We start from the raw sequence: 24428 nt of genomic DNA, 5'->3' as shown, positions 1-24428 counted from the left end.
GGCATAGAAACCTATCTTTATTCATGCAGAATTTTATAAATCGTTCTTGCCATCATTTCGCCAAAACCGGGCACAAGAGTAAGCTCTTTTTCAGATGCTTTTAAAACGCCTTGGATTCCACCAAAATGAGTTAATAAATCTCGACGGCGCTTTGGCCCCAACCCAGGAATTGCCTCTAAAACTGAGGTACTTCGGCGTTTGTCGCGTTTAGCACGATGCTTGGTAATCGCAAAACGATGGGCTTCATCACGCACCTGCTGAATCAAATGCAATGCCTTATGGTCTTCCGGTAACTGGATTTTTGTGCCGTCGGTAAAATGCAGGGTTTCAAGTCCGGGTTTACGCCCTTCACCTTTAGATACACCCACCATAAAAGCGTCTAACCCAAGCTCTTGCATGACTTCCATTGCCATATGGAGCTGGCCTTTACCACCATCAATCAACAGTAAATCAGGCAATATGGCCTTTTTATAACGTCGTGTTAAAGCTTGACGCATAGCAGCATAATCATCGCCTGCTGTAATGTCTTGAATCGCAAATTGGCGGTAGTCACGTTTACGCGCCCCGCCTTGGTCAAACACGACACATGAAGCAATTGGAGCTTCACCCATGGTATGACTAATATCAAAACACTCAATACGATCGACGGGTCTTCCCACCACTTGCTCTAACTGATGGAAACGTTCATTAAGCTCTAAATGATTACTCAACTGCCCCTTAATGGCATGTTGAACGTTCATTTCGGCTAGCTCCAGCCACTCGGCACGAGTTTCTCGAACATTACTCTTAATCTGAACCTTTTTGCCAAATTGCTGTGCCAACGCTTCTTCTAATTCTTTACAGTCAGGCAAAGCAATATTTACGATAAGCTCATTGGGAACTTCATCTGCAACTTGAAAGTAAAAGTTCGCCATAAAATCACTGAGCATTTGCCCAAGATCATCACCGAGCATGTCTGGGAAATAACTTTTTCCACCCAGCATTCGCCCATTGCGTACATACATAATTTGCACGCATGTCACACCAGCCTGATATGCAATTGCCAGAATATCCGCTTCACCTTTAACTTTAAAAACGGCTTGTTGCGCTTGAACTTCACGCAGTAAAGATAATCGATCACGGTAAAAAACAGCTTTTTCAAATTCAAGCTCAGCCGCTGCTTGTTCCATTTTGGCAATGAGTTCTTGATTAAGCTCTTTGGTATCACCTTGCAAAAAGCGAATACTATTATTAACGTCTTCTTTATAATCTTCGGGCGAAATCAGACCTACGCACGGAGCTGAACACCGCTTGATTTGATATTGCAAACATGGACGCTTGCGCTGTGAGAAATAGCTATTTTCACACTGACGTACATTAAAAAGTTTTTGCAAAACTAGTAACGTATCACGTGCACTATAAGCACTTGGATAAGGTCCAAAAAACTTACCAATTTGGTGTTTTCCTTTGCCACGCCCGCTCGCAAGCCGAGGATAAGGCTTATCAGCCGAAACAAAAATATAGACATAAGACTTATCGTCCCGCAGCATAATGTTATAAGGCGGACGATGTTGTTTAATTAAGTTTTGTTCTAAGAGTAAAGCTTCAGTTTCCGAACGAGTAACCAAAGTTTCAATATCATAAATTCGTGCAACTAAAGCTTGTGTTTTAGGATGCTCAATCGTTTTAACAAAATAACTCGACACCCGATTTTTTAGATTTTTTGCTTTGCCGACATATAACAATTCACCCTCCTTCCCTAGCATTTTATAAACACCTGGAAGCTGGGTCATGTTAGCTAAAATTTTTTCAATATGAGGACGAGCGTTTTGATTCACTATTGGCATGCATGGCTTAATACTGAATACCTAATGTGATGTTTTCATCCTTACTTTTCAAGTGCTTTACTGTGCCAGAACATAAATTTGGAAAGGGATTTAGATATGACCCGACAGACTGTGTCGTACTTACTTAAGAATCTAGACGATAGTAACTATATTTAACGTCTTTTTCTTTGTAGACCGCATAGGTTTTTTGACGAAAATCCGAGAACCAACCATTGCCCGTATAGCCTGCAATATGACCATAGGTGTGACCACTTGTTCGCTCAATAATGTAAATGTCACCTTCTTGTGGACGGTTGAAAGCAGGTTTAATTTTCTTATAACCATTCTTTTCTAACGTTTGCCCCCAATCAGAAGCAGCTACAGGATGCTTTGATACATCTGCTCCAGCCGCTTGTAGAGCAATACGGATATTTTTGGCGCATTTCTCTTTACTATGGTTGGCAGAGATACTTTCGAGCTTACTTGAGAACTTATGTAGATTAATATTTTGATCTTCAGTTTTATGATTTTGAGTTTTAGATCGTTTAGATTTTTCAGTCGTCGAAGCTGCTTGTCTTAACATCACTTTTGTTTTTAAATCGCCTTGAGAACTGTCTTCTTTTCTCTCTTCGATATGATGAACATGTGCATGAGCTGCGTGATGAGCATGAGCCATTTTAAAACCTACTTCCGCTGACCAGTCTTCGAAAAAACCGCGCCATTGTAGAATCAAAATTACCTATTGGCTCTTAATAGTTGTAACAAATTACCAGCACTGTGAAATAGGTCACAAAATCTATTAGATACTTTATGTCATAAAAAAACGCCCTTTCGGGCGCTTTAATATTTGTATAAATATACATTACAAATGAAATTCAATTACTGAGCTTAAACCCCTACTTGTAAAAGTAGAGTATTTGCCCGTAATTGATTAATCGCATTCCTTTCAATACGACTGGCTAAGCATTTATAAAGAGTTTTAGGATTAATTTAAATTATTTAAATAAACCGTTCGCTCTATCGTTTTTTGAGTAAAGCACTGTGTATATTGCATGTCTTGGTTTTGCTTACGCATGTCAGCAGTCCAATAATCAGATTGCTTTTGGTAAGTTTCTAAGTCTTTTTCAGGAATTTCATCTACAGTCTTTTGTGCCAGCACCTTACATTCAACATCACGTTTTTTAAACCAATCCGATTGATCTTGTTTAAATTGAATTTTTTTCTCAGCACTCAATTTGTCCCAAGTCTGATTTAAGCGTTCCACTTGCTTCGCTTTGTCACTATCCAATTCTTTTTTACGAACATCCATGGCTTCCTGAGCCAAAGCAGTCTGCTCTTCATTATTTTGTTCAGATATTTGCTGATTTTCTTCAATATTTTCTTCAATCAACTCATTTTCTTTAACATAAGCTGCATATTGCACAGCTTTAGTGGCAACAAAAACCAATCCTTCAATCACACTATTTTGAGTTGGCAAGTCAAACACCAAACCCTCTTTATCTGTTTTTGTGATGTTATAGAAAAAGTCACCTTTCAATTGGTCATTTTCAAGAGTCAAAGATGATTCATTATCCGAAAAATAGTCATTGAGCGTCTGCGATTCTTCATCAGAATGACGCAGCTCTTCAATATATGCTTTTTCCGCACGTTTTTGTAAACCTTTCGGCAGTGAAATGACCAATTGGCTTTCACAACTTAATTGTGTATTTTTTTGGCTTTCGTCTTCTAATGGTAAAGTGCGGATATTTTTAATTTCAAACTTCAAACCTTGATTAATTTTATTAAGAATATCTGCATCAACCTGATATTGACTTTGTCTTAAGCTACGCTCAATTTGCTTCAAATATTCTTTTTTCAAAGAAGTTTGAATCTGATTTAAATTCTCAGGGTGTGTACAACTCCAATCCGAAACTACCTCAACTTTTTCTGTTTTTGATTTTGGCTCTGGCTTAGATTTACCACATCCAGTCAATATTACTGCTGCACTGAATGTAGTTATTACTAAAGCTTGTTTCATCACCGTATTCATTTATATTCCACGCAAATTTTTAAATTTATTAAGTACAAGAAAGGTATATATTTACCAGTTGTATTATCATCCCAATAATTAATATAAAATTCACCTAAAATCTTAAATAAAGTACTATTCATGCCAATAATCTTTTTTAAATGCATAAAATAAATGCAAATTATTTAAATAATCAAAATAAAAAACGCCCTTTCGGGCGCTTTAATTAAAATACATATGGTCGAACAAAAATCAGGAAGAAAATCCCAAGCATGAGGAACCATTTTAAGAAGTAATACAACTTACGGTTTTTAGCTTTTAATGCTTTAGCTTTAATACGAATTTGATAGACATAACCAAAAGCTTTATTTAGGCCACCTGTTTGGTCGCCTGTTTCATTCGGTGAGCTTGCCGCAGTCATCACATTACGACCAAACCAATGGTTGAAACGCTCCATCCATTTTACTTTCATTGGACGTTCAACGTCTGCAAAGAAAATAATACGGTTTTGATCAGTCTTATTTTCAGCATAGTGAATATAAGTTTCATCAAACACAACACTTTGACCATCACGCCAAGAATATCTTTCGCCATCGACGTCAATAAAACAACGATCATCATTTGGTGTAATTAGACCTAAGTGATAACGCAAAGAACCTGCATATGGATCACGGTGTCTTACCAAACGGCTGTCAGGTGCAAGCTCGGTAAACATTGCTGCTTTAATTGTCGGCAATGTTTTAAGAAGTGCTGTAGTTTTTGGGCAAAGCTCAGCAGCAGATGGATGACTCGATTCATACCATTTGAGGTAAAAACGCTTCCAACCTGTTTTAAAGAATGAGTTAAAACCTAAGTCGTTATAGGTACTTGAAGCTTTAATTCCGCCTTGGTCATATAAAGCTTTCGCTTCATCTCGAATCATTTCCCAATTTTCATCCAGCACTTTTAAATCTTTAAAATGCTGTGTGTCGATATAAGGCTGATTCGGCACCTTTGAAAAGATGTACATTAAAAAGTTAATCGGTGCGAGCAAGGTTGAATGGTCAAAAAATTGACGATAAAACGAGTGACGCACTTTGCCGCGATGTTGGATATACAATGCTGATATCACAAAAATCGCTAATATGATCCACTTAATCATGTATCTTTGCTCGAATTTAGTAATAAAATTAAAAAATAGTGTTGTGTAGTAAAGGCTTCAACACGTTGTCTATATTTATTATACTGATTTTACTTTCATTACTGCTAGTGACTATATCTTTCACCAGAATATGCAATAGTAGTTGCTAACTTACTAGAAAATTAGCAACTTTTGAAACAAAGAAATAATTTATTGATTCCAATTGATTAACTTAAGACTTTCAAGCTTGTTGACAGCAGTTTGATTGTATAAAAAACAACCTTTATCTAGATTTTCAAGGTCAAATCTGATTTCTCTTAATGCTTCAGAATTTTCAGACAATAAATTCGAAGATATTATATCTTTAAGAAATTGTATCTGTGCTGTACGGGTCTGCTCCTGAACACCATTATAACTAACGTCATCAAAAACTTGTCCATTATATTGAATCACTGAAAACCCATCTAACTCTGCTCCAGTTTTCGTACTATACAAAGTAGTCCAATCTATTCCCATAAACTGCCCTTGTTTGTTCACTATTGCTAGATCAGGAGCAACTGTTTGAAAGCCCTGCGCAGTTAGAAGATTGTCTTCATGTATGAGATCAAAAGAATAATTTAGAGGATTGTTTGTATTAAAATTTATAAACTCCTGGTTATTTTTGATGGAAGACAAACGATAACAAGTACTACCTGTAGGAAAAGTATCTTGTCCGTATGAACTTAAAAACTTTCTAGCTGTAAAATATGGATTATTTGTATCAAATCCATATTTTCTAAAACCTGGCAATACTGTGTCAAAAATATTTTTCCCCGCTAGATTAACTTTTTCAAGCTTCCAATCAGTTTTAATATTATCTATAACATTCAAAGTCCACTCATCCATTGATTTTACGTCAATTATTGAAGTGAACTTATCTTGAGGGGTATATAAATGATTTTGCGTCACAATATATCGATTCAGGGGTTGATTGCTATCTACTCCATAAATACGTTTATTGTTAATCTCATAATAACTTATTGATAAGCTATCATTATTTTCTCCAAGTACTTGATAATTTACCTCATAGTATCGTGATCCATTTTTAATTGAATCATTCGACTCTACTGTTGTGTTATTTGCAGAATTATTATCACTAGAACCACCGCCTCCACATGCACTCAACATAAAAGGAAGGATGGCCAAAATCATAAATTTATTTTTTAACATAATAGATACTTTATTGAACATTTTTATAACACAAAGTTTATCCAAAGATAAAAAAATAGACAATACTGTCTGTCTAATAATTCACACAAAATATTAATTTTTATTACTAGACCAAAAATAATTTATTAATTGTCTACTACATTTTCTAACTTTATCTTGTCCCTTCTTAACAAGAAGCTTTTACAATTAAAAATATATTTTTCATAAATATAGATTAAAAAAATTATTTAAAAATAATTGATGACCCTTGCGTCACGGCTTGATACAACTTGTCAGGTTTTTTTTAGATATAGTTATCGTAAGATTAGCGAAGCATAAATGTGTACCTAAGATGTGCACACGCTTCATAACATCAACTTAGAAGTCCTCCAAAACTAAGGAGATCAGGCATGATCCACGCTGGCAATGCCATTACCGTCCAAATGCTTTCGGACGGAATTGCAGAATTCCGCTTTGACTTACAAGGTGAGTCGGTCAATAAATTTAACCGTGCAACAATTGAAGATTTCCAAGCTGCTATTGCTGCGGTAAAAGCAAATAATGATATTAAAGGCTTAGTTGTTACCTCGGGCAAATCGACATTTATTGTTGGGGCAGACATTACCGAATTTGGTGAAAACTTCGCACAAGGCGAAAAAGCAATTGTTGACTGGCTTATGCCTGTTCACGAAATCTTCAATAGCTTTGAAGATTTAGAAATTCCAAAAGTTGTTGCTATTAACGGTATGGCGTTAGGTGGCGGTTTTGAAATGTGTTTAGTTTGTGACTATCGTGTGATGTCAGAAGCTGCACAAGTGGGCTTACCGGAAATTAAACTTGGTATTTACCCAGGTTTCGGCGGTAGCGTACGTTTAAGCCGTCTGATCGGTATCGACAACGCGGTTGAATGGATGGCTATGGCGGCTCCTAAAAAACCGGCTGCTGCTCTAAAAGATGGTGCTGTAGATGCTGTTGTAGCTGCTGATAAATTACTTGAAGCTGCAACTGACTTAGTTAAGCAAGCAATTTCTGGTCGTTTAAACTGGAAAGCAAAACGTCAAGAAAAGCTTGAAGCGGTAAAATTGAACCCGCTTGAACAAATGATGGCGTTCAATACTGCAAAAGGTGCAGTACTTGCTAAAGCAAATCCTGCTCAATACCCTGCTCCAAAATTATTACTTGATTCATTACAAGCAGGTGCAAGCCTTGCGCGTGACGAAGCATTGAAAGCTGAAGCTGAAGGCTTTGCAAAAGCTGCGATTACTCCACAAGCTGGTGCATTGATTGGTTTATTCCTCAATGACCAAGTTGTTAAGAAAACTGCTAAAAAATATGAAAAAGGTGCACACCCTGTAAACCAAGCAGCTGTACTTGGTGCTGGTATCATGGGTGGTGGTATTGCTTACCAAGCGGCAAGCAAAGGTACACCAATTATCATGAAAGATATTGGTAATCCACAACTTGCTTTAGGTATGAAAGAAGCGAACAGCTTGTTAACTAAACAAGTTGAACGTAAGAAAATGAAACCTGCGCAAATGGGTGAAACGCTTGCACGTATCCGTCCTACTTTAAGCTACGATGAGTTTAAAGAAGTTGACATCGTGATCGAAGCAGTTACAGAAAATCCAAAAGTAAAAGAAATGGTACTTGCGGATACTGAGAAGAATGTTCGTGAAAATACGATTATTGCTTCTAATACTTCTACGATTTCAATCACACGTTTAGCAAAAGCATTACAACGTCCTGAAAACTTCGTTGGTATGCACTTCTTCAACCCAGTTCACATGATGCCGCTTGTAGAAGTTATTCGTGGTGAAAAGACTTCTGAAGAAGCGATTGCAACAACTGTTGTTCTTGCTCAAAAAATGGGTAAAACACCGATCGTTGTAAACGACTGCCCAGGATTCTTGGTTAACCGTGTATTGTTCCCTTACTTTGGTGCTTTTGACCTTCTTGTAAAAGACGGCGCAGACTTCCAGCAAGTTGACAATGTAATGTCTAAGTTTGGCTGGCCAATGGGTCCTGCTTACCTTATCGACGTTGTAGGTATCGACACAGGTGTACATGGTGCAGAAGTCATGGCTGAAGGTTTCCCAGACCGTATGAAGCCAGACTACAAAGGTTCAATCCAAGCAATGTATGAAGCTAAACGTCTTGGTCAAAAGAATGACGTTGGTTTCTACAAATACGAACTCGATAAGAAAGGTAAGAAAGCAAAAACTGTTGATCCAACAGCGTATGAAATCATTGCTCCTTTCGTTACTGGTGAAAAGCGCGAGTTTGATAACCAAGAAATCATTGACCGCATGATGCTTGCTTTCTGTAACGAAACAGTTCGTTGCTTAGAAGACAACATCGTTGCAACTGCTGCTGAAGCAGACATGGCAATGATTATGGGTGTAGGTTTCCCTCCATTCCGTGGTGGTCCATGTCGTTATATCGACCAGACTGGTGTTGCTGAATACGTTGCACTTTGCGACAAATATGCACACTTAGGTAAGGCTTATGAAGCGCCACAAATGTTGCGCGACATGGCTGCTAACAACAAAAAATTCTACGGTTAAGGAGCAACGTGAATGGCTACTTTAAATCCACGTGACGTTGTCATCGTTGATGGCGTACGTTCTGCAATGGGTAAAACCAAAAACGGTATGTTCCGTAATGTACGTGCTGACAGCTTATCTGCTGAATTGGTTCGTGCACTCGTTGCTCGTAACCAGTTTGATGTAAACGAAGTTGAAGACCTGATCTGGGGCTGTGTAAACCAGACTCTAGAACAAGGTATGAACATTGGCCGTAACATTGGCTTATTGGCTGACTTACCAAAAACTGTTGCTGGTCAAACAGTAAACCGTCTTTGTGGTTCTTCTATGCAAGCACTTCATACTGCTGCTGCACAGATTGCAACTAACCAAGGTGATATCTTCATTATTGGTGGTGTAGAGCACATGGGCCACGTAGGTATGATGCACGGCATCGACTTAAACCCAGAAGCATCTAAACACTATGCAAAAGCATCTAACATGATGGGCTTAACTGCTGAAATGTTAGGTCGCATGAATGGCATTAGCCGTGAAGAGCAAGACGCTTTTGGTGTTGAATCTCACCGCCGTGCTTGGGCTGCAACTCAAGAAGGTCGTTTCAAAAACGAAATCGTTGGTGTTGAAGGCCACGATGCAAATGGCTTTAAAATCCTTTGCGACATCGACGAAGTAATTCGTCCAGATGCAAACCTTGAAGCGTTCAAAGCATTACGTCCTGTATTTGACCCGAAAGGCGGTACTGTAACTGCGGCTACATCTTCAGCTTTATCTGATGGTGCTTCTGCAATGTTACTTATGTCTGCTGAACGCGCACAAGCGTTAGGTTTAAAACCACGCGCTGTAATTCGCTCTATGGCGGTTGCAGGTTGTGACGCAGCAATCATGGGTTACGGTCCAGTTCCAGCAACTCAAAAAGCGCTTAAACGTGCTGGTTTAACGATGGCTGATATTCAAACTATCGAGTTAAACGAAGCATTTGCTGCTCAAGGCTTATCAGTAATGAAAGGCTTGGGTATTTATGACAAGCAAGACATCATTAACTTAAATGGTGGTGCAATTGCTTTGGGTCACCCACTAGGCTGTTCTGGTGCACGTATCACAACAACGTTGTTGAATGTAATGGAGCAACAAGATACTCAAATTGGTCTTGCGACCATGTGTATCGGCCTTGGTCAAGGTATTGCAACAGTGATCGAACGTGTTTAATTAACACCAAGATAAAAAAATCCCCGCTCAATGCGGGGATTTTTATTTTATCGGCCTTTTAACCCATCTTGAATTTGCTGTTGTAAATTTATGAGGTCATTAAGGTTAACTTTCATCGTACCATCACGATAAGCACCAACATTACTTCGGTTAATATTCAAAGGTCTTAACATTTCAAAAATGCCGTTGGTTGGATCAGAAGACTGTATTCCACCCGCTACCGCTAAAATGTATTGTTGTAAGAATGGAGAAAGTTGAGACAAATCAGGTTGTGCCATAACTGGCTGATAATCTACTGTCGTCATGCCTTCAGGGACTAAAGCATTCTGTATATCGTAATGAGTTTTATACTCATGATGTTGCAGTGCCTGGCGCACTTTTTTATCTTCTTGGAAAGGTACAAAACCCACCTCTTCACGTAACTCAGATTCAGCCATAACGCGAATTGTTGGTAAAGTCGCTACTTCCTCTGCTTGAACAGTCGGTAAACCCATAAAAGCAAATGCAGCAATGAAAGCTGATTGTTTTAGAAAGTTCATAACTTGCTCCAAAAATCAGTCACCCTATTTCAAATAAAAGATGATGATTAAATTAAAAGTATCTATAAATAGGCTACAACAAAGTCGAATTTGATTCAGTAAGGCTCAGATAAACGGTAAATATAATTAAAATTTTTAATGTAATAGTAAGAGACTTTCTAAAATATTTTAGAAATTAGTCTGAGTATAACTAAATCAGATCATACTACTAGATTTAAATATTAAGATCTTTTGTTTATAGTCAGACTTTTATAAATCCATTGAATTCAACAGAAATAATGAACTTTAAAGTATTAAATCAGAATATTCTTATGAGCTGCCTACTCGTCAGTTTCTTTCTCACTGGTTGTGCGAGTAACCGAATTATTGGTGAAAACACGCGAGAGCTATTTACAAAATATGACTCAGGCCATGAATGGATCACTTTAATTGAAGATGATGTAATTGCATTTGGTAAACCATCAGTATCTCTCGCTAATGAACCAGAGGACAGTGTTGTCATCGCAGGGAAAAAATATAGTTATGTCATTAGTAAAGGCGGTAACGATTTCATTCAATTAATTAATCAATTAAATCCACAATATATTCAAATAAGTAATGAGCTAGATTTTAATGCTCCAGTTCCGGATAGTAATCATTTTTACGGACATATTAGATTTTCTTACACCCCACCTAATGGGAAATTGAACGAGAAAGAATCAGCTTTATTTAAACAATATGGTGTAGTTCCATGTGGCTGTGCAAAGACATCAGAACCACATAAATTTGATTTAAATATTAAAGGAACTGTTTATCCTCCTGTAAAAAATCTTAAAACAATAACCCCTTTATCTAAGCCATATCACGTTAAAATCCAATATCTTCACGATAAAAGTGGAAAAGTGCCCTTATCAACTAAAGAGAAGCTAGCAAGTTTACCACTGCTTCCGTTTACCTTAACTTTCGATATTATCGCTTTACCTGCGAAAGTCATGGGTATCATTTACCAGCCCTAATAGGCTACGAATAAAAATTACAAACTTTCAGTAAAGATAAAAAATCCCCGCTTACTACGGGGATTTTTATTAATCATTTAACATCTCTTTTAAAGAATCAACTAATTGCGGAAATTTCGTATAACCTTCTCTACCTAAAAAATGCCCGCCATTAGGAACACTAATGTACGGCGCATCAATTTCTTTCGCCAATTCAATCGTCAGTTTTGGGGGAACCAAATCATCATTATCCGATAAATACACTAGCTTTTTCTTTATGCCCTTAAAGTAATCCGTGTCGACTTTACTCTTGGTTATATAACTATTAAGAACAGAAGAATCTGAAATTAAACCAGAGAATCCGGATACTAAAATCATTCCTCCAATATTTTGATAATCGTGTCTTTGCAAAAAGTGCAGTAACGTAATCACCCCTAAACTGTGCGCAACAAAATAAGTATTTTCATCCACACTCGGGATCTGTTGATCTAAAACCTTCTGCCATGCATCTACATCCGGATTCTCAGAATCTGGAAATGGAATTAAGGTAACAGAAGTGTGTTCATCTTCTATTTGATGCTTTAAATCTTGAAACCAGTGATCATTTATAGAAGCAGAGTAACCGTGAAGTACAAATATTTGACGCATGTTCTTCTCCTGAAGTTCAAGTATTTTGGCATTTGCAACAAATGACATTAATCCGAATAACACCAATAAAATGAGTTTTCTGATCATTGAACAAGTACCATTTTGAAAGATAAAAACATGCTAAACTATGACACCAATGTTAAGGTCAACCCCATTTTATGAACTTAGCTAAAGTTGCCGAGCTCACAAAAGTAAGTCCTCGTATGCTGCGTTATTACGAAAGTTTAGGCCTTATACAGCCTCTTCGAGCAAGTAATAACTATCGAAGTTATACGCAAAAAGATATTGAAAATATTAAGAAAATTAAAATATTAAATGATGCAGGCATGCACCTAAAAGATATTCAGGTTTTGCTGCCTTGTTTTGATTTAGATGAACGCGTATTTACGTTGTGCTCAGTGGTTCAAGAAAAACTGCAAACTGAACTCATGCATGTGTCTGAGCAGTTAAACAAACTACAAACTTCTCAAAGTTTATTACAATCTTTTTTAACCAAAGGAAAAGTCGAGAGCACCAAATCATAATATTTGATGCTCATGCTCCGCTTATTCTTTTAAATCTCCTTCGAGCGCAGCCACATTTTTTTTCTTAATTTTTTCAATTTTTGCATTTAGTTTTAGAACATCTTGATAAAGCCCATTAAACTTTTTGACCTGAGCATTTTCATGAAAAAGAATCATCTGATCTTTCTTTTGCCATTCATAATTTTTTAGAAGCTTAAACATTTGTTCTGCTTTATCTAAAATTTGTAGCTCAATCATAAAAATTGCATGGTCTTGATCTGCTTTTTGCTGAGTTCCCAATTTCATTTCAAGAAGTTGCCTCATCTCTGCATCAACCGATAGTTCTTGAACCTTTGCTAAGAAAGTCTTATGAATCTTTTCATATTCACTCTGATACTGATCCGAAGCTTTACGGACATCGGCTAGCATCTTTTCGGTTTCTGCATACTTCTGTTTTTTATCAATATCTAAACGGTCCACATTTAAGAAAGTATCCCATTTGGCTGCTTTGAGTTCTCTTAAGTATGCATTACGTGCATTAATATTTTGAATCCAATAACTTAAAAGGAATTCTGAAATTTGCTTATAGTGTCCTGCCAAACGCTTATCGTGAATATCGAGCTGGACGGGTTTAGACCAGTCTTGTGCTTGTTCGTAAAGCTGATTCATTTTTTCAGTCATGACGACATCAAACATTTGACTACTGTCTTTGGCTTGCTGCTGTTTGATATGCTGATAGGTGAAAAAAATAATGCTTGTGATAACAATCAAACTTGCAATCGCAATCAAAACTCGGCGCATACACACCTCCTATTTCCCTTCTTATAGTTTTGCTCTTTATAGTTATAAAATAGAGCTTATTCTTCTTTATATGCCATTTATTTCACAATACGCAACACTGTATTCGCTACTCAAAGCTTTAAATCCTTATCCATCATCCCTATTATGATGGGTAATTAAAATTTATGAGATTCTCCCATGCGTGTAGATGTCTGGTCTGATGTAGTTTGCCCTTTTTGTTATATCGGCAAAAAACGCCTTGAGCATGTAGCTGCTGAAGCAGGTATTGATCTTGAAATTCACTGGCATAGTTTTGAATTAGATCCTGATGCGCCAGCAAAACATGACACTTCAAATACTGAGCGTCTAGCTAAAAAATATGGCCGCACCTATGAAGAGATGGAAGAAATGGAGCGCAATATTGCGGCCATGGCTGCTTCTGAAGGTATTGATTTCCAATGGCAAAAGGCGAACTCAGGCAATAGTTTCAATGCACACCGTATTATTCACCTTGCGCAAAGCAAAGGTTTAGGTAATGAAGCTAAAGAAGCTTTTTTCCATGCTTATATGACCGAAGGTCTCGCAATTGGCGAACGTGAAGTTGTAGAAGAAATTGCATCTCGTATTGGTCTAGACAATGCTGAAGTTGAATACGTACTAGATACCAACGAACTATCTGACTTTGTCCGCCATGATGAAAAAATTGCACGTGAGCAGCTTAATGTAACTGGCGTGCCATTTTTTGTATTCGACCAAAGAATCGCTCTTGCTGGCGCTCAACCTCGTGAAGTCTTTTTACAAGTTTTGGAAAAAGCACAAATCAAAGCAAATACTGAAGAAGTCGAGCAAGATGATGCGGCTGTTTGTACCGATGAAACTTGTGATGTTCCAAAGAAATAAATGAACACAATTAAAATGTGATCAAATCGTATGTTTTATCATCATTTTAGCAATAGAGCGTTCTAAAAAAAGAACTATCTAATTGCTAAAAATCAGTTTATTATTGCCGCTTAGAATATTCGCGCTGTAATGTTCTGTTTTTTATGTGTTTAATGATCGGAATTTGAAGTTTCCTTGATCTATCATCCCCCTTCACTGGGGGATTTTTTTTGGCTAAAAATAATCGCTAATAGCTTAAACTTTTTCATTTATTTCAAATATGTAAAAAAAGTTAAATTTACTTAACTTTTGTGTCTCCCTCTTGATTTTATTAGAAAAATCAACAAAAGTGGAAACAACAACAAAACATAAAGATAGATATGAAAACATTTCATGTAATGCCGTACCGGCAGCTTTTTGCACTTTTAACGATTGGATTTGGTTCAGTATGCATCGCTCATGCAGAGACCGCCTCTTCTTCTGCAAACCAACAAATAGGAAGTACATCATCTGGAGTACAAACTGAAGTCACCACAGATGAAAATCTCTTAGATCAAATTCCACGTTGGGTGGACGCAACCCCAACCATTTTTCCAGAGCAGTCTAATGAGCCTATTGTTCCACCTACCGAACAAACCGAAGATCAAACCTGGGTTGATCGTAAGCAAAAGAAAATTCGTAATTGGGCCGATCGTACTTCTGAAAAAATTGATAATTGGTTTGGTGAAGTTGATCCACAAAAACCAGCTACTGCAACTATTCGGGTAATGGTTGATAACTATTGGAATGAATACGACAACTTTGAAATTAAGCCCAGAATTCGCGGTAAAATTAAGCTCCCTACGCTAGAAAAACGTTTAAGCGTGGTATTTGGTGATGACTCTTTAGATAATGAATTTAATAACAGCCCAGCCAATATTAACCAAAACCCAAATCAAGACTCTAATAAGAAGTTAGATGGTAAACAAACTCGAGATGACAACAGCTCAATTGCTTTACGTTGGTCTAATTTCTCGAAAAAACTGCCTTTTGAAACCGATGCCGACTTAGGTATTCGTTCTGGAGATGATATTTATGTTCGTTTAAAAGCATCGAGAGATTGGCAGCTTCGTAATGATTTTAAGTTTTATGCAGAGCAAATTTATCGTTACGGCATAGATAGCGAAAACTATCTGCGTACCAATCTTGAACTTACACATGCTAGGCCAAATCAACCGTTTTTATCGAATCAGTTCAGCCTGACCTATGCTGATGATCAAGACGATGATCTAGCTTGGGAAAACCGAACTTTCCGCGAGCACAGTTTCTTTGCAAACAACCGTTTTAACTATGGTATTTATACTAGTGGTTATTACAATGACAATGACTTACGTTTGAATAGTTGGGGACCGTTTGTTTCATGGCGCCAACCCGTTTTACGGGAATGGTTCTTTGTACAAGGCGATGTAAATTACTTTAATGACCACCGTGAAGATCGTAATCATTTTGTTAGTACCTTCTTACGCTTAGAAGCACTCTTTTAAGCTAAATAGCATCACCTTGGAACCTTATCCAAGGTGATGAAGAATAAAATACTTTTAAATAAAATTTTAAGATTAGCCTTTTAAAGTTTTGTTCTAATTTTATTTTTGATTCCTTATCTTTAAAAATGAATCAATTTTCTTCTTCTCCACTTCAAAATAAATCGACAGTCTTCATTTGTATTTATAGTTTAGGTCTATTAGCTTTACTTCCACATACTCAATTTTTTTATAACTCTTTAAAACACCAACGGTCACGGCGTTACCCCTATTCTTCTACAAGCTTCGCTAAAGTAAAAAGACAATCATTTTCACACTCACCTTGTGAAGTAGAAGCACACAATGCTTTATCTGATGCTGGTTTAATTCAAGAACTTATGGCTGTATTTGGAAATGATACGTTATGGAAACGTGCGACTCAGCCTGAACAAACTTATAAAGCCTTTGGTAAGAAAAAGAAGAAGACCTCATCGGCACAGGTTTCGGCTACTAATCCACTGAGTGCAAGCTGGGCCACCATTTCAACATGGATACCTTTTGAAAATGACCTTGATTTAGGATCTAACTCTGAGAGTGATGTGTATGTCCAGTTTCTGGCAAAAAAGAAATGGAATTTGAGACATAACATTAGCTTTGATACAGAGCAGATATTTCGCTATGGCTCTACTAGCCGAAACTACACTGAAACCACGCTAAACCTAACGCAAAAAATGCAAGATAACACATTATTTTCTAATAAATTTAATGTGAACAAGAGCGAAAATGAAGATTACAACTGGGGCAATTGGACTTTTCAACAATTTGAGTTTGTAAAAGATAATAGTCTGACTTACGGTATTTATAGCGGTGGTGTATATACCAAAAATGATATTCGACTAAATAGCTGGGGTCCTTATATTTCATGGCGCCAACCGATATGGAGAGATTGGATTTTTATGCAAAATGATCTTAATTTTTTTAACCATATTGATGATGATCCGAAACACCAACTCAGTGTTCAAATGAATCTGGAAGCTAATTTTTAACCAAAAATCATCAAGTTGTGGATAACTCTTTCTTTATCCACAAAAAAGCCCCTGACAGTTCAGAGGCTTTTTTATATCAAAAAATTATTTCAACAATAAGCTATTAATACGCTTCACATAAGCTGCTGGGTCTTCTGGTAAACCACCTTCTGCAATCACAGCCTGATCAAAAATCACGTTTGCCAAATCATCAAACTGTTCTGAACCTTCAAGTTTTTTCACCAAAGGATGCTCAGGGTTAATTTCTAAAATTGGCTTAATTTCAGGTACAGCTTGCCCCGCTTGTTTAAGCATACGAATAAGTTGAGGAGACAACTCACCCTCACTTGTTACTAAACATGCAGGAGAATCTACCAAACGAGTTGTTACACGTACTTCTTTAGTTTTAGCCTTCAACGAATCACTTAATTTCTCAACCACAGGCTTAAACTGTTCAGCCGCTTGCTCAAGTGCCTTTTTCTCTTCGGCATCTTGCAAATCACCTAAATCAACCGCGCCTTTAGATACATTCTTTAATGGCGTACCGTCAAACTCTTGGACAAAATTCATTGCCCATTCATCAACACGCTCTGCCATTAATAATACTTCAATACCCTTTTTCTTAAACAACTCAAGCTGCGGCGAGTTTTTCGCTGCTGCTAGACTGTCAGCAGTCACATAATAGATGGCTTTTTGCCCCTCTTTCATACGTGCCTTATAGTCAGCAAAAGAAGTCGTTACTTCATCATTTGTTGAAGTCGCATAACGTAATAATTTTAAAATACGTTCACGGTTACCAAAGTCTTCGCCCAAGCCTTCTTTAAGTACTGAACCAAATTCACTGTAGAAGGTCTTGAATTTTTCTTGGTCTTTTTCATCTTCCGATTTAGCCAAACCATCAAGTACAGTTAATACACGGCGTGCATTACCTTCACGAATCGTTTTGACATCACGGCTTTCTTGCAACAACTCACGGCTAACATTAAGCGGCAAATCAGCACTGTCCACTACACCTTGAACAAAGCGTAAATAGTTCGGAATTAAATTATCCGCATCGTCCATAATAAAGACGCGTTTTACATATAGTTTAATTCCCGCTTTTGCTTCACGAGTAAAAATGTCATGTGGAGCTTTACTTGGAATATAGAGTAATTGGGTATATTCCGTACTACCTTCAACACGGTTATGTGCCCAAGCCAGTGGTGCTTCAAAGTCATGAGTTAAGTTTTTATAAAACTCAATATATTGCTCTTCAGTCACTTCACTCTTGTTACGGGTCCATAAAGCACTTGCCGAGTTAATCGCTTCCCACTCGTCAGTTTTGACCATTCGGCCGCCTTTAGGCTCTTCACCTTCAGCAACTTCTTCTTCCTGCCAAACTTCTTTTTGCATTTCAATTGGCAAGCTAATATGGTCAGAGTATTTATTAACGATTTGCTTAACTTTATAAGATTCTAAATAATCAAGCGCATCATCACGTAAGTGAAGAATAATGTCGGTACCACGTGACGCCTTATCAATTTGCTGAACTTCAAACTCGCCTGTACCACCACTAATCCAACGCACCCCTTCAGATGCATCTAAGCCTGCACGGCGTGATTCAACCGTAATTTTGTCGGCAACAATAAAACCTGAATAAAAACCAACACCGAATTGACCAATCAACTGAGCATCTGCTTTTTGATCGCCAGTCAATTTTGACATGAAATCTTTAGTGCCTGACTTAGCAATTGTACCCAAGTTATCAATTGCTTCTTGTTGGCTTAAACCGATACCGTTATCAGAAATCGTTAACGTTTTATCTTCTTTATTTAAGCTGATTCGTACATGTAAGTCTGGATCATTTTCATAATATTCAGGATGATTAATTCCTTCAAAACGTAACTTATCACATGCATCTGATGCATTAGAGATAAGCTCACGTAAGAAAATCTCAGGGTTAGAATAGAGAGAATGCGTCACTAAATGTAAAAGCTGGGCTACTTCTGCTTGGAAACTATAATTTTGTGATGCTTGTTCACTCATAAATCACTCCTTAAATTTTGAAGCTGTTTGTTCTCGAATGCTTTATGAATGGAGTACTTCTAGAATTTTTCAATCCTGAATATTAAAAATTTTTACTCTAATTAAAATGGGCCCTGGCTTAACACTCTATCTTGCAATATCGTATCTAACTGCTTTTGACGTTGTTGGTAAGCTTTGCTAATACAACTGATATTGGCAGCACAGGCATTTCTTTTTTTCAGCCATTGCTGCTGAGTATCTTTCTGATTATCTCGCCCACCCATAGGTAAAGCATGCAGAACGATTTGATACGTCGTTGCCATTTTTACATCTGCATCATTTAAAGAACGGTTTTTACAAATACTTTTTTCCGTTTTCGTTTTTGCAGCATCGCAAGAAAAACTTGCAGCTTGTAAATTTTGAGTAAAAGCAATACCGCTCAAGAGTGCTAAACAAATCGCTAATTTATTATTCATGTTTTTATTCCCATGCTTGTAATGAATAGAAATTAGTTTAGAAAAAAACTTGCAGAAAATATGTGTAAAACTGTCTGTTTTATGCTTTTTTTAGTGCAAATAAAATCCATAAAAAAACCTCACATAAAATATATGTGAGGTGCCTGAGTCTAGGTTTATTATTATATTTTTCTATTTATTATTATGCTTAAAATTTATAGCTATAACCTAAAGTGTAAACAAACGGATTAATATCTAGATCAAATTTAGCACCATTTGTTAAGGTAACTTCTGGGCTTAAATCAGCATAACGTACATCTACAAATACACCCCAGTTTTTAGCATCAGCAGGTTGGAAATTAAAACCAACTTGTCCTGCCACACCAAAGTCTTCTTTTACTTTGTCAGCTACGCCTTGCTCGTCCCAAGGAATAAATGCTGTAGCACCAATACCAATATACGGAGTGAAACGTGTAGAGTTTTTAAAATGATATTTTGCTGTAATTGTTGGTGGTAACTGTTTAATACGCGCTACATTTTTACCATCTAGCAATACATCATGATTAATCGGTGCTGCTAATAATAATTCTGCCGAAAATGGAGACTGACCAAAAAAGTATTCTACCGATGGTGTAAATGCATATTCATGATCTGCTTTTACTACACCTAAAGCCGTTGTTGTATCTTCTGATGGAGCAATAACACTACCACCAAATTTCACTTGCCAGTTACCAGCAAAAGTAAAAGATGACATCCCCATTAATGCAATAACCAAAGCTTTTTTGAACACTTTAATATCTCCAACCTTATTTATATTTATAATAAACATTTATTTTAAAACCATGCAATACTCATTATAAAATTATTTTATAGTTTATTTTTAAACTACTGTTTTAAATAAAATTATATATTATCCAACTATTTTAATAGGTTTTTATTCCAACTACATTAATCAAGATTATTTTATATTACCAACTATTTCAATATACTTTTAAATTCCGAGTATTTTAATATAATTTATTTTAAATACATGTTTTATTTAGACAATAAAAAACCTTCTTAATTTAAATCTAAAGATCATTATTAAGAAGGTTTACACTTTAATATTTTATAAAAACTTTATAAAACCATTGCAGCGATCCAGCCAAAAATTAATAGCGGAATATTAAAGTGAATAAAGGTAGGTACGACTGTATCCCAAATATGGTCATGTTGCCCATCTACCCCTAAACCAGCTGTTGGCCCTAAGGTTGAGTCAGAGGCTGGCGATCCAGCATCACCTAATGCTGCTGCTGTACCAATAAGTGCAATCGTTGCTAATGGTGAGAAACCAAACTGCACACATAAAGGCACATAAATAACAGCTAATACAGGAACACTTGAGAAAGATGAACCAATACCAATTGTCACAAATAAGCCAATACAAAGCATTAAGAATGCTGCAAGCGCGCGGTTATCTCCAATAATCTCGACTACACCATTTACTAACTGATTAATATCACCAGTATGAGTCATTACTGAGGCGAAACCGGCAGCAGAAATCATAATAAAGCCTACTAAAGCCATCATTCGCATGCCTTGTACAAAGACATCATCTGCATCTTGCCATTTAAAAATTCCGGCAGTAGATAGAACAGCAAAACCGACTAAACCACCCAAAATCATCGAACCTGAATACAGCTGCGCAGCGAGCGTTAAACCAATTGCGAGCAGTGCCATCAAGATTGTTTTCTTTGCAATAACTGGTGCTTGCTCTGCTTCATGCTTTAACTCTTCAGCATCTGCTTTTAAGTCAGCTGTTTCATCTTGGGTAGTTGCGCGAAGAGGTTTATCTAAATCAATGGTGGTCACAGGTGTAATCGCACGATCAGCATAAATTCTTGGTTTACGGTAGCTAATAAATACAGCAACCAAGGTGCCTAAAACCATACCCAAAACAGGAATAGCCATGCCAATTGGCATCATTGCCCGATCAACATGTAAGCCGTACGCTGCCCCAATTTTGTTGATATTTCCCATCAGAATCTGTTCAAGGAAAATTGCACCAAATCCAACTGGAAGAAAAATATAAGTACCAACCAAACCTAGCGTAAGTACACAGGCTGCGGCGCGGCGGTCTAATTTTAAATGGTTCATTACCCGTAGTAGTGGCGGAACCAGTACAGGAATAAAGGCAATATGAACTGGAATAAGGTTTTGAGAGAAAATAGCAGAAATTAATAAAATACCTAAGAGGAGATACTTCACTTTAGTCTGACGGCTTTTCCCGGCTTCCATTCCCAATAAACCAATCAGCTTATGGGCAAGTAAATCAGGTAAACCAGATTTTGATAGAGCCAGAGCAAATGCCCCTAACACTGCATAGGCAAGTGCAACTTCAGCACCATCGCCAAGACCAGCGTTAAAAGCTTCAACGGTTTGAGAAAGGCTTAAACCTGCTACGAGGCCACCCACAATGGCAGAAACCACTAAAGTCAGTACGACAGAAACGCGCGCCAGTGATAATAAGAACATCACTGCAATCGCAATAACGACAGCATTCATGAATAAGTTCAGAGCAAAACAAAAGGCGATATTCTAGCAGATTCATATCTATGAAGCCGAAAATATCGCCGAATTAACAGTTTTATGCAGTTATTTCACTGTTACGCTTGAGCTTTAATAAACTCACGAATATGAGTTGCTATTTTCTCTGGCTCACTCAGAATGGCCCAGTGATTTGCATTAAGCTCTACATATTCAAATTTTTCAACCCACTTTGGCATAGCCTCAGTGATGTATTCTGGGCTTACAAAAGTATCATATTTTAAAATAACAGCTTTTACTGGACACTGCGCATAACGTTGACGTGGGTCAGTTAAGCGGGGAATAAAATTGGCACGATATAAATTAATGCCATATTTACCATCAGCATTAATATTATTATTTAAAGGTAAATTACTTTTCCTTTCCAACTGAGTAAGAACTTTACCCCATTTTTCAGGACTAAATAGAGACCATACAGTTGGTGCTAATAACGGAAGATGAAATGCCCCGATATACCAAGATTTGGTTAATATTTTTAAGATTTGAGCTGGTGAAGATTTAAATTTATCACGTAAAAATAAAGCGGCATGATCAAGACATGGTCCAGAAATGGTGGTGTATGATAATAAACGACCTTTGAACTTAGGCTCAGTGACCGACTCCCAAGACTGAATCGAACCCCAATCATGTGCAGCCATATGGAATTGACGATTTGGCAATAACTCATCAACAACTTCTTGGAGATCTAGAGATAAACGCTCTAAACGGTAATCACGTATACGTTTTGGTATAGATGACAAACCAGCTCCACGTACATCGTAAGTAACAATGTAGAAGTCATTAATCAAATGCTCAATGATTGATTCCCATACTTCTTGATTGTCTGGATAGCCATGTACTAAAACCAAGGGAGTATTTTTTTCGTCACCCCATGTGTTAGCACAAAGCGTTTGTTGATCACTTGTTGTTACTGTATGAACTTTTGGCTGCATAATCATTTCCTATCTTGTTTTTCAATCGATCATGTCGTTAGTCGGATAGAGCATTGCCATCAATATAAAAAAGATGATACTTATCTAGTATGAATACTGTTGCAATAAAAAAAATTGACTATTATGGCTATTTTAAGAAGACTTCAGAACAATCCTACGATTTCAAAATTTCTATTTAATCACTATCCCCCTTATCGTGGCGCAGGGATTTATATTGAAATCATGAATTTAGAACTTTGCCATGTGCGTGTAAAAATGCCGCTGACTTGGAAAAACCAAAATTTAGTCGGTACACATTTTGGTGGAAGCCTTTATTCAATGGTGGACCCATTTTATATGATGATTCTTATGCATCATCTCGGATCAAAATATATTGTTTGGGACAAAGCTGCCGAAATCAATTTTCTTTCTCCAGGACGCAGTACTGTACATGCAGATATTCGAGTTGATTTAGCTGAAATAGAACAAATTCGTGAACTTGCCGAGAACTATGAACCTGTTTTAAGAACTTATCATCTAAACATTTTTGATGAATCTGGAGTAAGAATTGCAGAGGTTCAGAAAACGCTTTATATCAGACGTAAAAAGGCGAAACCTTTCCCTCAATAAAAATAAGCGCTGAAAGCGCTTATTTTTATTTGTTAATTTTTATCTTTTCTCTTCAATCGCAGCACCAGCACCACCACCGATCGCACCGCCAATTGCAGCACCAGAGTCACCACCAATCAGTGCTTTACCTACGACTGAACCGATACCAGCACCAATCGCACTCTTAGTCGTTGTCTGTTTACTGCCGCCTTGGGTATTAGAGCCTACGCCTGCACCTACCGCTGCGCCTAAGCCTGCACCAATACCTCCACCTACATGGTTACCTAAACCACCACCAAGTGCTCCACCTGCTGCTGCTGCACCAATACGTTGGTCAGATGGGCTCATATTTTGGCAGCCTGTGAACATAAGTGTAGACAACATTAAAGCAGAAACTAATCCAATTGTTTTTTTCATGACCGTTCTCACAATGATCTGTTCTAGAGAAAAGAATAATCCTCTTTTATGAGGACTTTGATCAGATTGTGTTATCCGTCTGTCCTAATCGATTGATATTTTGTAAAGCTCTGCCTTTTATATTTATTAAGCCAAATTTTAATTATAAAAAAGAAGTCTTTAATCACATAAAGACTTCTATAGTTTAACAATTATTAAGGATATTTTTAGTACTTCCCTTTCTTCTCTTCATAGGCTGCACCGGCACTACCACCCAATGCTCCACCTGTAGCAGCACCAGCGTCACCACCAATAATTGCTCCACCTAATACAGCGCCGACACCAGCACCAATTGCACTATTACGTACGGTTTTACTGCTAGACCCTTTTGCATTAGCCGCAACACCTGCACCCAGTGCCGCTCCTAGACCTGCACCGATATTACCGCCCACGTGTTTTCCTACCGCACCACCTGCGCCACCACCAATAGCAGCTGAACCAATACGTTGACTTTCTGGGCTTGCATTTTGACAACCAACAAACAAAGTTGTAGACATCAGGCCAACACTAACAATCATCATCATTTTTTTCATTAGATTTACTCCAGTCTTCATAAGCAGGTAGCCTAATGTGTTTTTGTGGAGTCTTTATCCCGCTTAAGTAATAAAATAATTGCTCTTTAATATATTTATGTAATTACAATTTAAAATTGTTATAAATAAATATAAATAAAAAAGGCACCCTAAGGTG

At 37.2% G+C, this 24428-nt stretch carries 24 protein-coding genes; 8 read left to right on the top strand and 16 right to left on the bottom strand.

Annotated elements, in window-relative coordinates; translation table 11 throughout:
* Nucleotides 1-17: 17 nt before the first annotated feature.
* The 6 genes from uvrC to JGE69_RS12365 form a co-directional block, all read right to left on the bottom strand.
* Nucleotides 18-1817, bottom strand: a complete 1800-nt coding sequence (uvrC, locus tag JGE69_RS12390; protein ID WP_002114749.1) for an excinuclease ABC subunit UvrC — start codon at nt 1815-1817, stop codon at nt 18-20.
* A 133-nt stretch (nt 1818-1950) separates the two neighbouring features.
* The gene (locus JGE69_RS12385; RefSeq protein WP_069036519.1) at nt 1951-2481 is read right to left on the bottom strand and encodes a peptidoglycan hydrolase; all 531 of its coding nucleotides are present in this window, start codon (nt 2479-2481) and stop codon (nt 1951-1953) included.
* Between the two features lie 309 nt (nt 2482-2790).
* A complete protein-coding gene (locus tag JGE69_RS12380) occupies nt 2791-3834 on the bottom strand; it encodes a DUF1311 domain-containing protein (protein ID WP_081410557.1) in 1044 nt (347 codons plus the stop codon).
* Nucleotides 3831-3956, bottom strand: a complete 126-nt coding sequence (locus tag JGE69_RS12375; RefSeq protein ID WP_014208213.1) for a hypothetical protein — start codon at nt 3954-3956, stop codon at nt 3831-3833. The genes JGE69_RS12380 and JGE69_RS12375 overlap by 4 nt, the downstream gene beginning before the upstream one ends.
* An 83-nt stretch (nt 3957-4039) precedes the next feature.
* Nucleotides 4040-4954 (bottom strand): lipid A hydroxylase LpxO, encoded by a 915-nt coding sequence (gene lpxO / locus JGE69_RS12370; RefSeq protein ID WP_000598899.1) that lies wholly within the window; start codon nt 4952-4954, stop codon nt 4040-4042.
* Nucleotides 4955-5143: 189 nt separating this feature from the next.
* On the bottom strand, nt 5144-6163 hold the full coding sequence (locus tag JGE69_RS12365) for a hypothetical protein (RefSeq protein ID WP_069122161.1): 1020 nt from the start codon (nt 6161-6163) through the stop codon (nt 5144-5146).
* A 368-nt stretch (nt 6164-6531) separates the two neighbouring features.
* On the opposite strand from JGE69_RS12365, the gene fadB reads away from it, so the two are divergent.
* Nucleotides 6532-8685, top strand: a complete 2154-nt coding sequence (fadB, locus tag JGE69_RS12360; protein WP_002114932.1) for a fatty acid oxidation complex subunit alpha FadB — start codon at nt 6532-6534, stop codon at nt 8683-8685.
* Between the two features lie 12 nt (nt 8686-8697).
* The gene (gene fadA, locus JGE69_RS12355) at nt 8698-9870 is read left to right on the top strand and encodes an acetyl-CoA C-acyltransferase FadA (protein WP_005065826.1); all 1173 of its coding nucleotides are present in this window, start codon (nt 8698-8700) and stop codon (nt 9868-9870) included.
* Nucleotides 9871-9917: 47 nt separating this feature from the next.
* Here fadA and JGE69_RS12350 read toward each other — a convergent pair whose 3' ends face one another.
* Nucleotides 9918-10409: a hypothetical protein gene (locus JGE69_RS12350; RefSeq protein ID WP_032005710.1), complete on the bottom strand. Its 492-nt coding sequence runs from the start codon at nt 10407-10409 to the stop codon at nt 9918-9920.
* 278 nt (nt 10410-10687) lie between these two features.
* On the opposite strand from JGE69_RS12350, the gene JGE69_RS12345 reads away from it, so the two are divergent.
* A complete protein-coding gene (locus JGE69_RS12345; protein ID WP_199113778.1) occupies nt 10688-11404 on the top strand; it encodes a hypothetical protein in 717 nt (238 codons plus the stop codon).
* A 69-nt stretch (nt 11405-11473) separates the two neighbouring features.
* Here the strand turns inward: JGE69_RS12345 and JGE69_RS12340 are convergent, their stop codons facing one another.
* Entirely contained in the window at nt 11474-12118 is a 645-nt protein-coding gene (locus JGE69_RS12340; RefSeq protein WP_199113780.1) for an RBBP9/YdeN family alpha/beta hydrolase, read from the bottom strand.
* Nucleotides 12119-12189: 71 nt separating this feature from the next.
* Between JGE69_RS12340 and JGE69_RS12335 the strand changes: the two genes are divergently transcribed.
* Nucleotides 12190-12555, top strand: coding sequence for a MerR family transcriptional regulator (locus JGE69_RS12335; protein WP_002114700.1), 366 nt, complete (start codon nt 12190-12192; stop codon nt 12553-12555).
* 21 nt (nt 12556-12576) lie between these two features.
* On the opposite strand, the gene JGE69_RS12330 is transcribed toward JGE69_RS12335, so the two are convergent.
* Nucleotides 12577-13335 (bottom strand): hypothetical protein, encoded by a 759-nt coding sequence (locus JGE69_RS12330; RefSeq protein WP_199113782.1) that lies wholly within the window; start codon nt 13333-13335, stop codon nt 12577-12579.
* Nucleotides 13336-13512: 177 nt separating this feature from the next.
* Between JGE69_RS12330 and JGE69_RS12325 the strand changes: the two genes are divergently transcribed.
* The 3 genes from JGE69_RS12325 to JGE69_RS12315 all read left to right on the top strand — a co-directional run bounded on the left by JGE69_RS12325 (nt 13513) and on the right by JGE69_RS12315 (nt 16738).
* The gene (locus JGE69_RS12325) at nt 13513-14214 is read left to right on the top strand and encodes a DsbA family oxidoreductase (protein WP_005079385.1); all 702 of its coding nucleotides are present in this window, start codon (nt 13513-13515) and stop codon (nt 14212-14214) included.
* A 359-nt stretch (nt 14215-14573) separates the two neighbouring features.
* Nucleotides 14574-15716, top strand: coding sequence for a hypothetical protein (locus tag JGE69_RS12320; protein ID WP_199113784.1), 1143 nt, complete (start codon nt 14574-14576; stop codon nt 15714-15716).
* A 125-nt stretch (nt 15717-15841) separates the two neighbouring features.
* On the top strand, nt 15842-16738 hold the full coding sequence (locus JGE69_RS12315) for a selenocysteine synthase (RefSeq protein WP_199113786.1): 897 nt from the start codon (nt 15842-15844) through the stop codon (nt 16736-16738).
* Between the two features lie 84 nt (nt 16739-16822).
* Here JGE69_RS12315 and htpG read toward each other — a convergent pair whose 3' ends face one another.
* The 5 genes from htpG to JGE69_RS12290 all read right to left on the bottom strand — a co-directional run bounded on the left by htpG (nt 16823) and on the right by JGE69_RS12290 (nt 22700).
* On the bottom strand, nt 16823-18742 hold the full coding sequence (htpG, locus tag JGE69_RS12310; protein ID WP_057084968.1) for a molecular chaperone HtpG: 1920 nt from the start codon (nt 18740-18742) through the stop codon (nt 16823-16825).
* Nucleotides 18743-18843: 101 nt separating this feature from the next.
* On the bottom strand, nt 18844-19197 hold the full coding sequence (locus JGE69_RS12305; protein ID WP_199113788.1) for a lysozyme inhibitor LprI family protein: 354 nt from the start codon (nt 19195-19197) through the stop codon (nt 18844-18846).
* A 187-nt stretch (nt 19198-19384) separates the two neighbouring features.
* Nucleotides 19385-19966 carry an OmpW/AlkL family protein gene (locus JGE69_RS12300; RefSeq protein WP_199113790.1) on the bottom strand — a complete coding sequence of 194 codons (582 nt, stop codon included), beginning with the start codon at nt 19964-19966 and terminating at the stop codon, nt 19385-19387.
* Between the two features lie 329 nt (nt 19967-20295).
* Entirely contained in the window at nt 20296-21720 is a 1425-nt protein-coding gene (locus JGE69_RS12295) for a Na+/H+ antiporter family protein (RefSeq protein WP_032005724.1), read from the bottom strand.
* A 101-nt stretch (nt 21721-21821) separates the two neighbouring features.
* Nucleotides 21822-22700 carry an alpha/beta fold hydrolase gene (locus JGE69_RS12290; protein WP_199113792.1) on the bottom strand — a complete coding sequence of 293 codons (879 nt, stop codon included), beginning with the start codon at nt 22698-22700 and terminating at the stop codon, nt 21822-21824.
* Nucleotides 22701-22817: 117 nt separating this feature from the next.
* On the opposite strand from JGE69_RS12290, the gene JGE69_RS12285 reads away from it, so the two are divergent.
* Entirely contained in the window at nt 22818-23303 is a 486-nt protein-coding gene (locus JGE69_RS12285) for a DUF4442 domain-containing protein (protein ID WP_005079397.1), read from the top strand.
* Between the two features lie 39 nt (nt 23304-23342).
* Here JGE69_RS12285 and JGE69_RS12280 read toward each other — a convergent pair whose 3' ends face one another.
* Together JGE69_RS12280 and JGE69_RS12275 are read right to left on the bottom strand one after the other, a co-directional pair.
* Complete coding sequence (locus JGE69_RS12280; protein ID WP_002115127.1) at nt 23343-23699, bottom strand: hypothetical protein; 357 nt, start codon at nt 23697-23699, stop codon at nt 23343-23345.
* 206 nt (nt 23700-23905) lie between these two features.
* Nucleotides 23906-24271, bottom strand: coding sequence for a hypothetical protein (locus JGE69_RS12275; protein ID WP_005065793.1), 366 nt, complete (start codon nt 24269-24271; stop codon nt 23906-23908).
* Nucleotides 24272-24428: the final 157 nt, after the last annotated feature.

The organism is Acinetobacter sp. C13, from assembly GCF_016809775.1.
In the GTDB taxonomy this organism is placed as follows: Bacteria; Pseudomonadota; Gammaproteobacteria; order Pseudomonadales; family Moraxellaceae; genus Acinetobacter; species Acinetobacter pittii.
The sequence above is the reverse complement of the archived record's forward strand: the minus strand, read 5'-3'. Positions and strand labels throughout refer to the sequence as shown.

Bases quoted from the DNA above. Each gene is read 5' to 3' on its own strand.
- JGE69_RS12385 (WP_069036519.1), bottom strand. From the start codon at position 2,481: ATGGCTCATGCTCATCACGCAGCTCATGCACATGTTCATCATATCGAA.
- JGE69_RS12380 (WP_081410557.1), bottom strand. From the start codon at position 3,834: ATGAATACGGTGATGAAACAAGCTTTAGTAATAACTACATTCAGTGCA.
- JGE69_RS12375 (WP_014208213.1), bottom strand. From the start codon at position 3,956: ATGAATAGTACTTTATTTAAGATTTTAGGTGAATTTTATATTAATTAT.
- lpxO (WP_000598899.1), bottom strand. From the start codon at position 4,954: ATGATTAAGTGGATCATATTAGCGATTTTTGTGATATCAGCATTGTAT.
- JGE69_RS12365 (WP_069122161.1), bottom strand. From the start codon at position 6,163: ATGTTCAATAAAGTATCTATTATGTTAAAAAATAAATTTATGATTTTG.
- fadB (WP_002114932.1), top strand. From the start codon at position 6,532: ATGATCCACGCTGGCAATGCCATTACCGTCCAAATGCTTTCGGACGGA.
- fadA (WP_005065826.1), top strand. From the start codon at position 8,698: ATGGCTACTTTAAATCCACGTGACGTTGTCATCGTTGATGGCGTACGT.
- JGE69_RS12350 (WP_032005710.1), bottom strand. From the start codon at position 10,409: ATGAACTTTCTAAAACAATCAGCTTTCATTGCTGCATTTGCTTTTATG.
- JGE69_RS12345 (WP_199113778.1), top strand. From the start codon at position 10,688: ATGAACTTTAAAGTATTAAATCAGAATATTCTTATGAGCTGCCTACTC.
- JGE69_RS12340 (WP_199113780.1), bottom strand. From the start codon at position 12,118: ATGATCAGAAAACTCATTTTATTGGTGTTATTCGGATTAATGTCATTT.
- JGE69_RS12335 (WP_002114700.1), top strand. From the start codon at position 12,190: ATGAACTTAGCTAAAGTTGCCGAGCTCACAAAAGTAAGTCCTCGTATG.
- JGE69_RS12330 (WP_199113782.1), bottom strand. From the start codon at position 13,335: ATGCGCCGAGTTTTGATTGCGATTGCAAGTTTGATTGTTATCACAAGC.
- JGE69_RS12325 (WP_005079385.1), top strand. From the start codon at position 13,513: ATGCGTGTAGATGTCTGGTCTGATGTAGTTTGCCCTTTTTGTTATATC.
- JGE69_RS12320 (WP_199113784.1), top strand. From the start codon at position 14,574: ATGAAAACATTTCATGTAATGCCGTACCGGCAGCTTTTTGCACTTTTA.
- JGE69_RS12315 (WP_199113786.1), top strand. From the start codon at position 15,842: ATGAATCAATTTTCTTCTTCTCCACTTCAAAATAAATCGACAGTCTTC.
- htpG (WP_057084968.1), bottom strand. From the start codon at position 18,742: ATGAGTGAACAAGCATCACAAAATTATAGTTTCCAAGCAGAAGTAGCC.
- JGE69_RS12305 (WP_199113788.1), bottom strand. From the start codon at position 19,197: ATGAATAATAAATTAGCGATTTGTTTAGCACTCTTGAGCGGTATTGCT.
- JGE69_RS12295 (WP_032005724.1), bottom strand. From the start codon at position 21,720: ATGAATGCTGTCGTTATTGCGATTGCAGTGATGTTCTTATTATCACTG.
- JGE69_RS12290 (WP_199113792.1), bottom strand. From the start codon at position 22,700: ATGATTATGCAGCCAAAAGTTCATACAGTAACAACAAGTGATCAACAA.
- JGE69_RS12285 (WP_005079397.1), top strand. From the start codon at position 22,818: ATGGCTATTTTAAGAAGACTTCAGAACAATCCTACGATTTCAAAATTT.
- JGE69_RS12280 (WP_002115127.1), bottom strand. From the start codon at position 23,699: ATGAAAAAAACAATTGGATTAGTTTCTGCTTTAATGTTGTCTACACTT.
- JGE69_RS12275 (WP_005065793.1), bottom strand. From the start codon at position 24,271: ATGAAAAAAATGATGATGATTGTTAGTGTTGGCCTGATGTCTACAACT.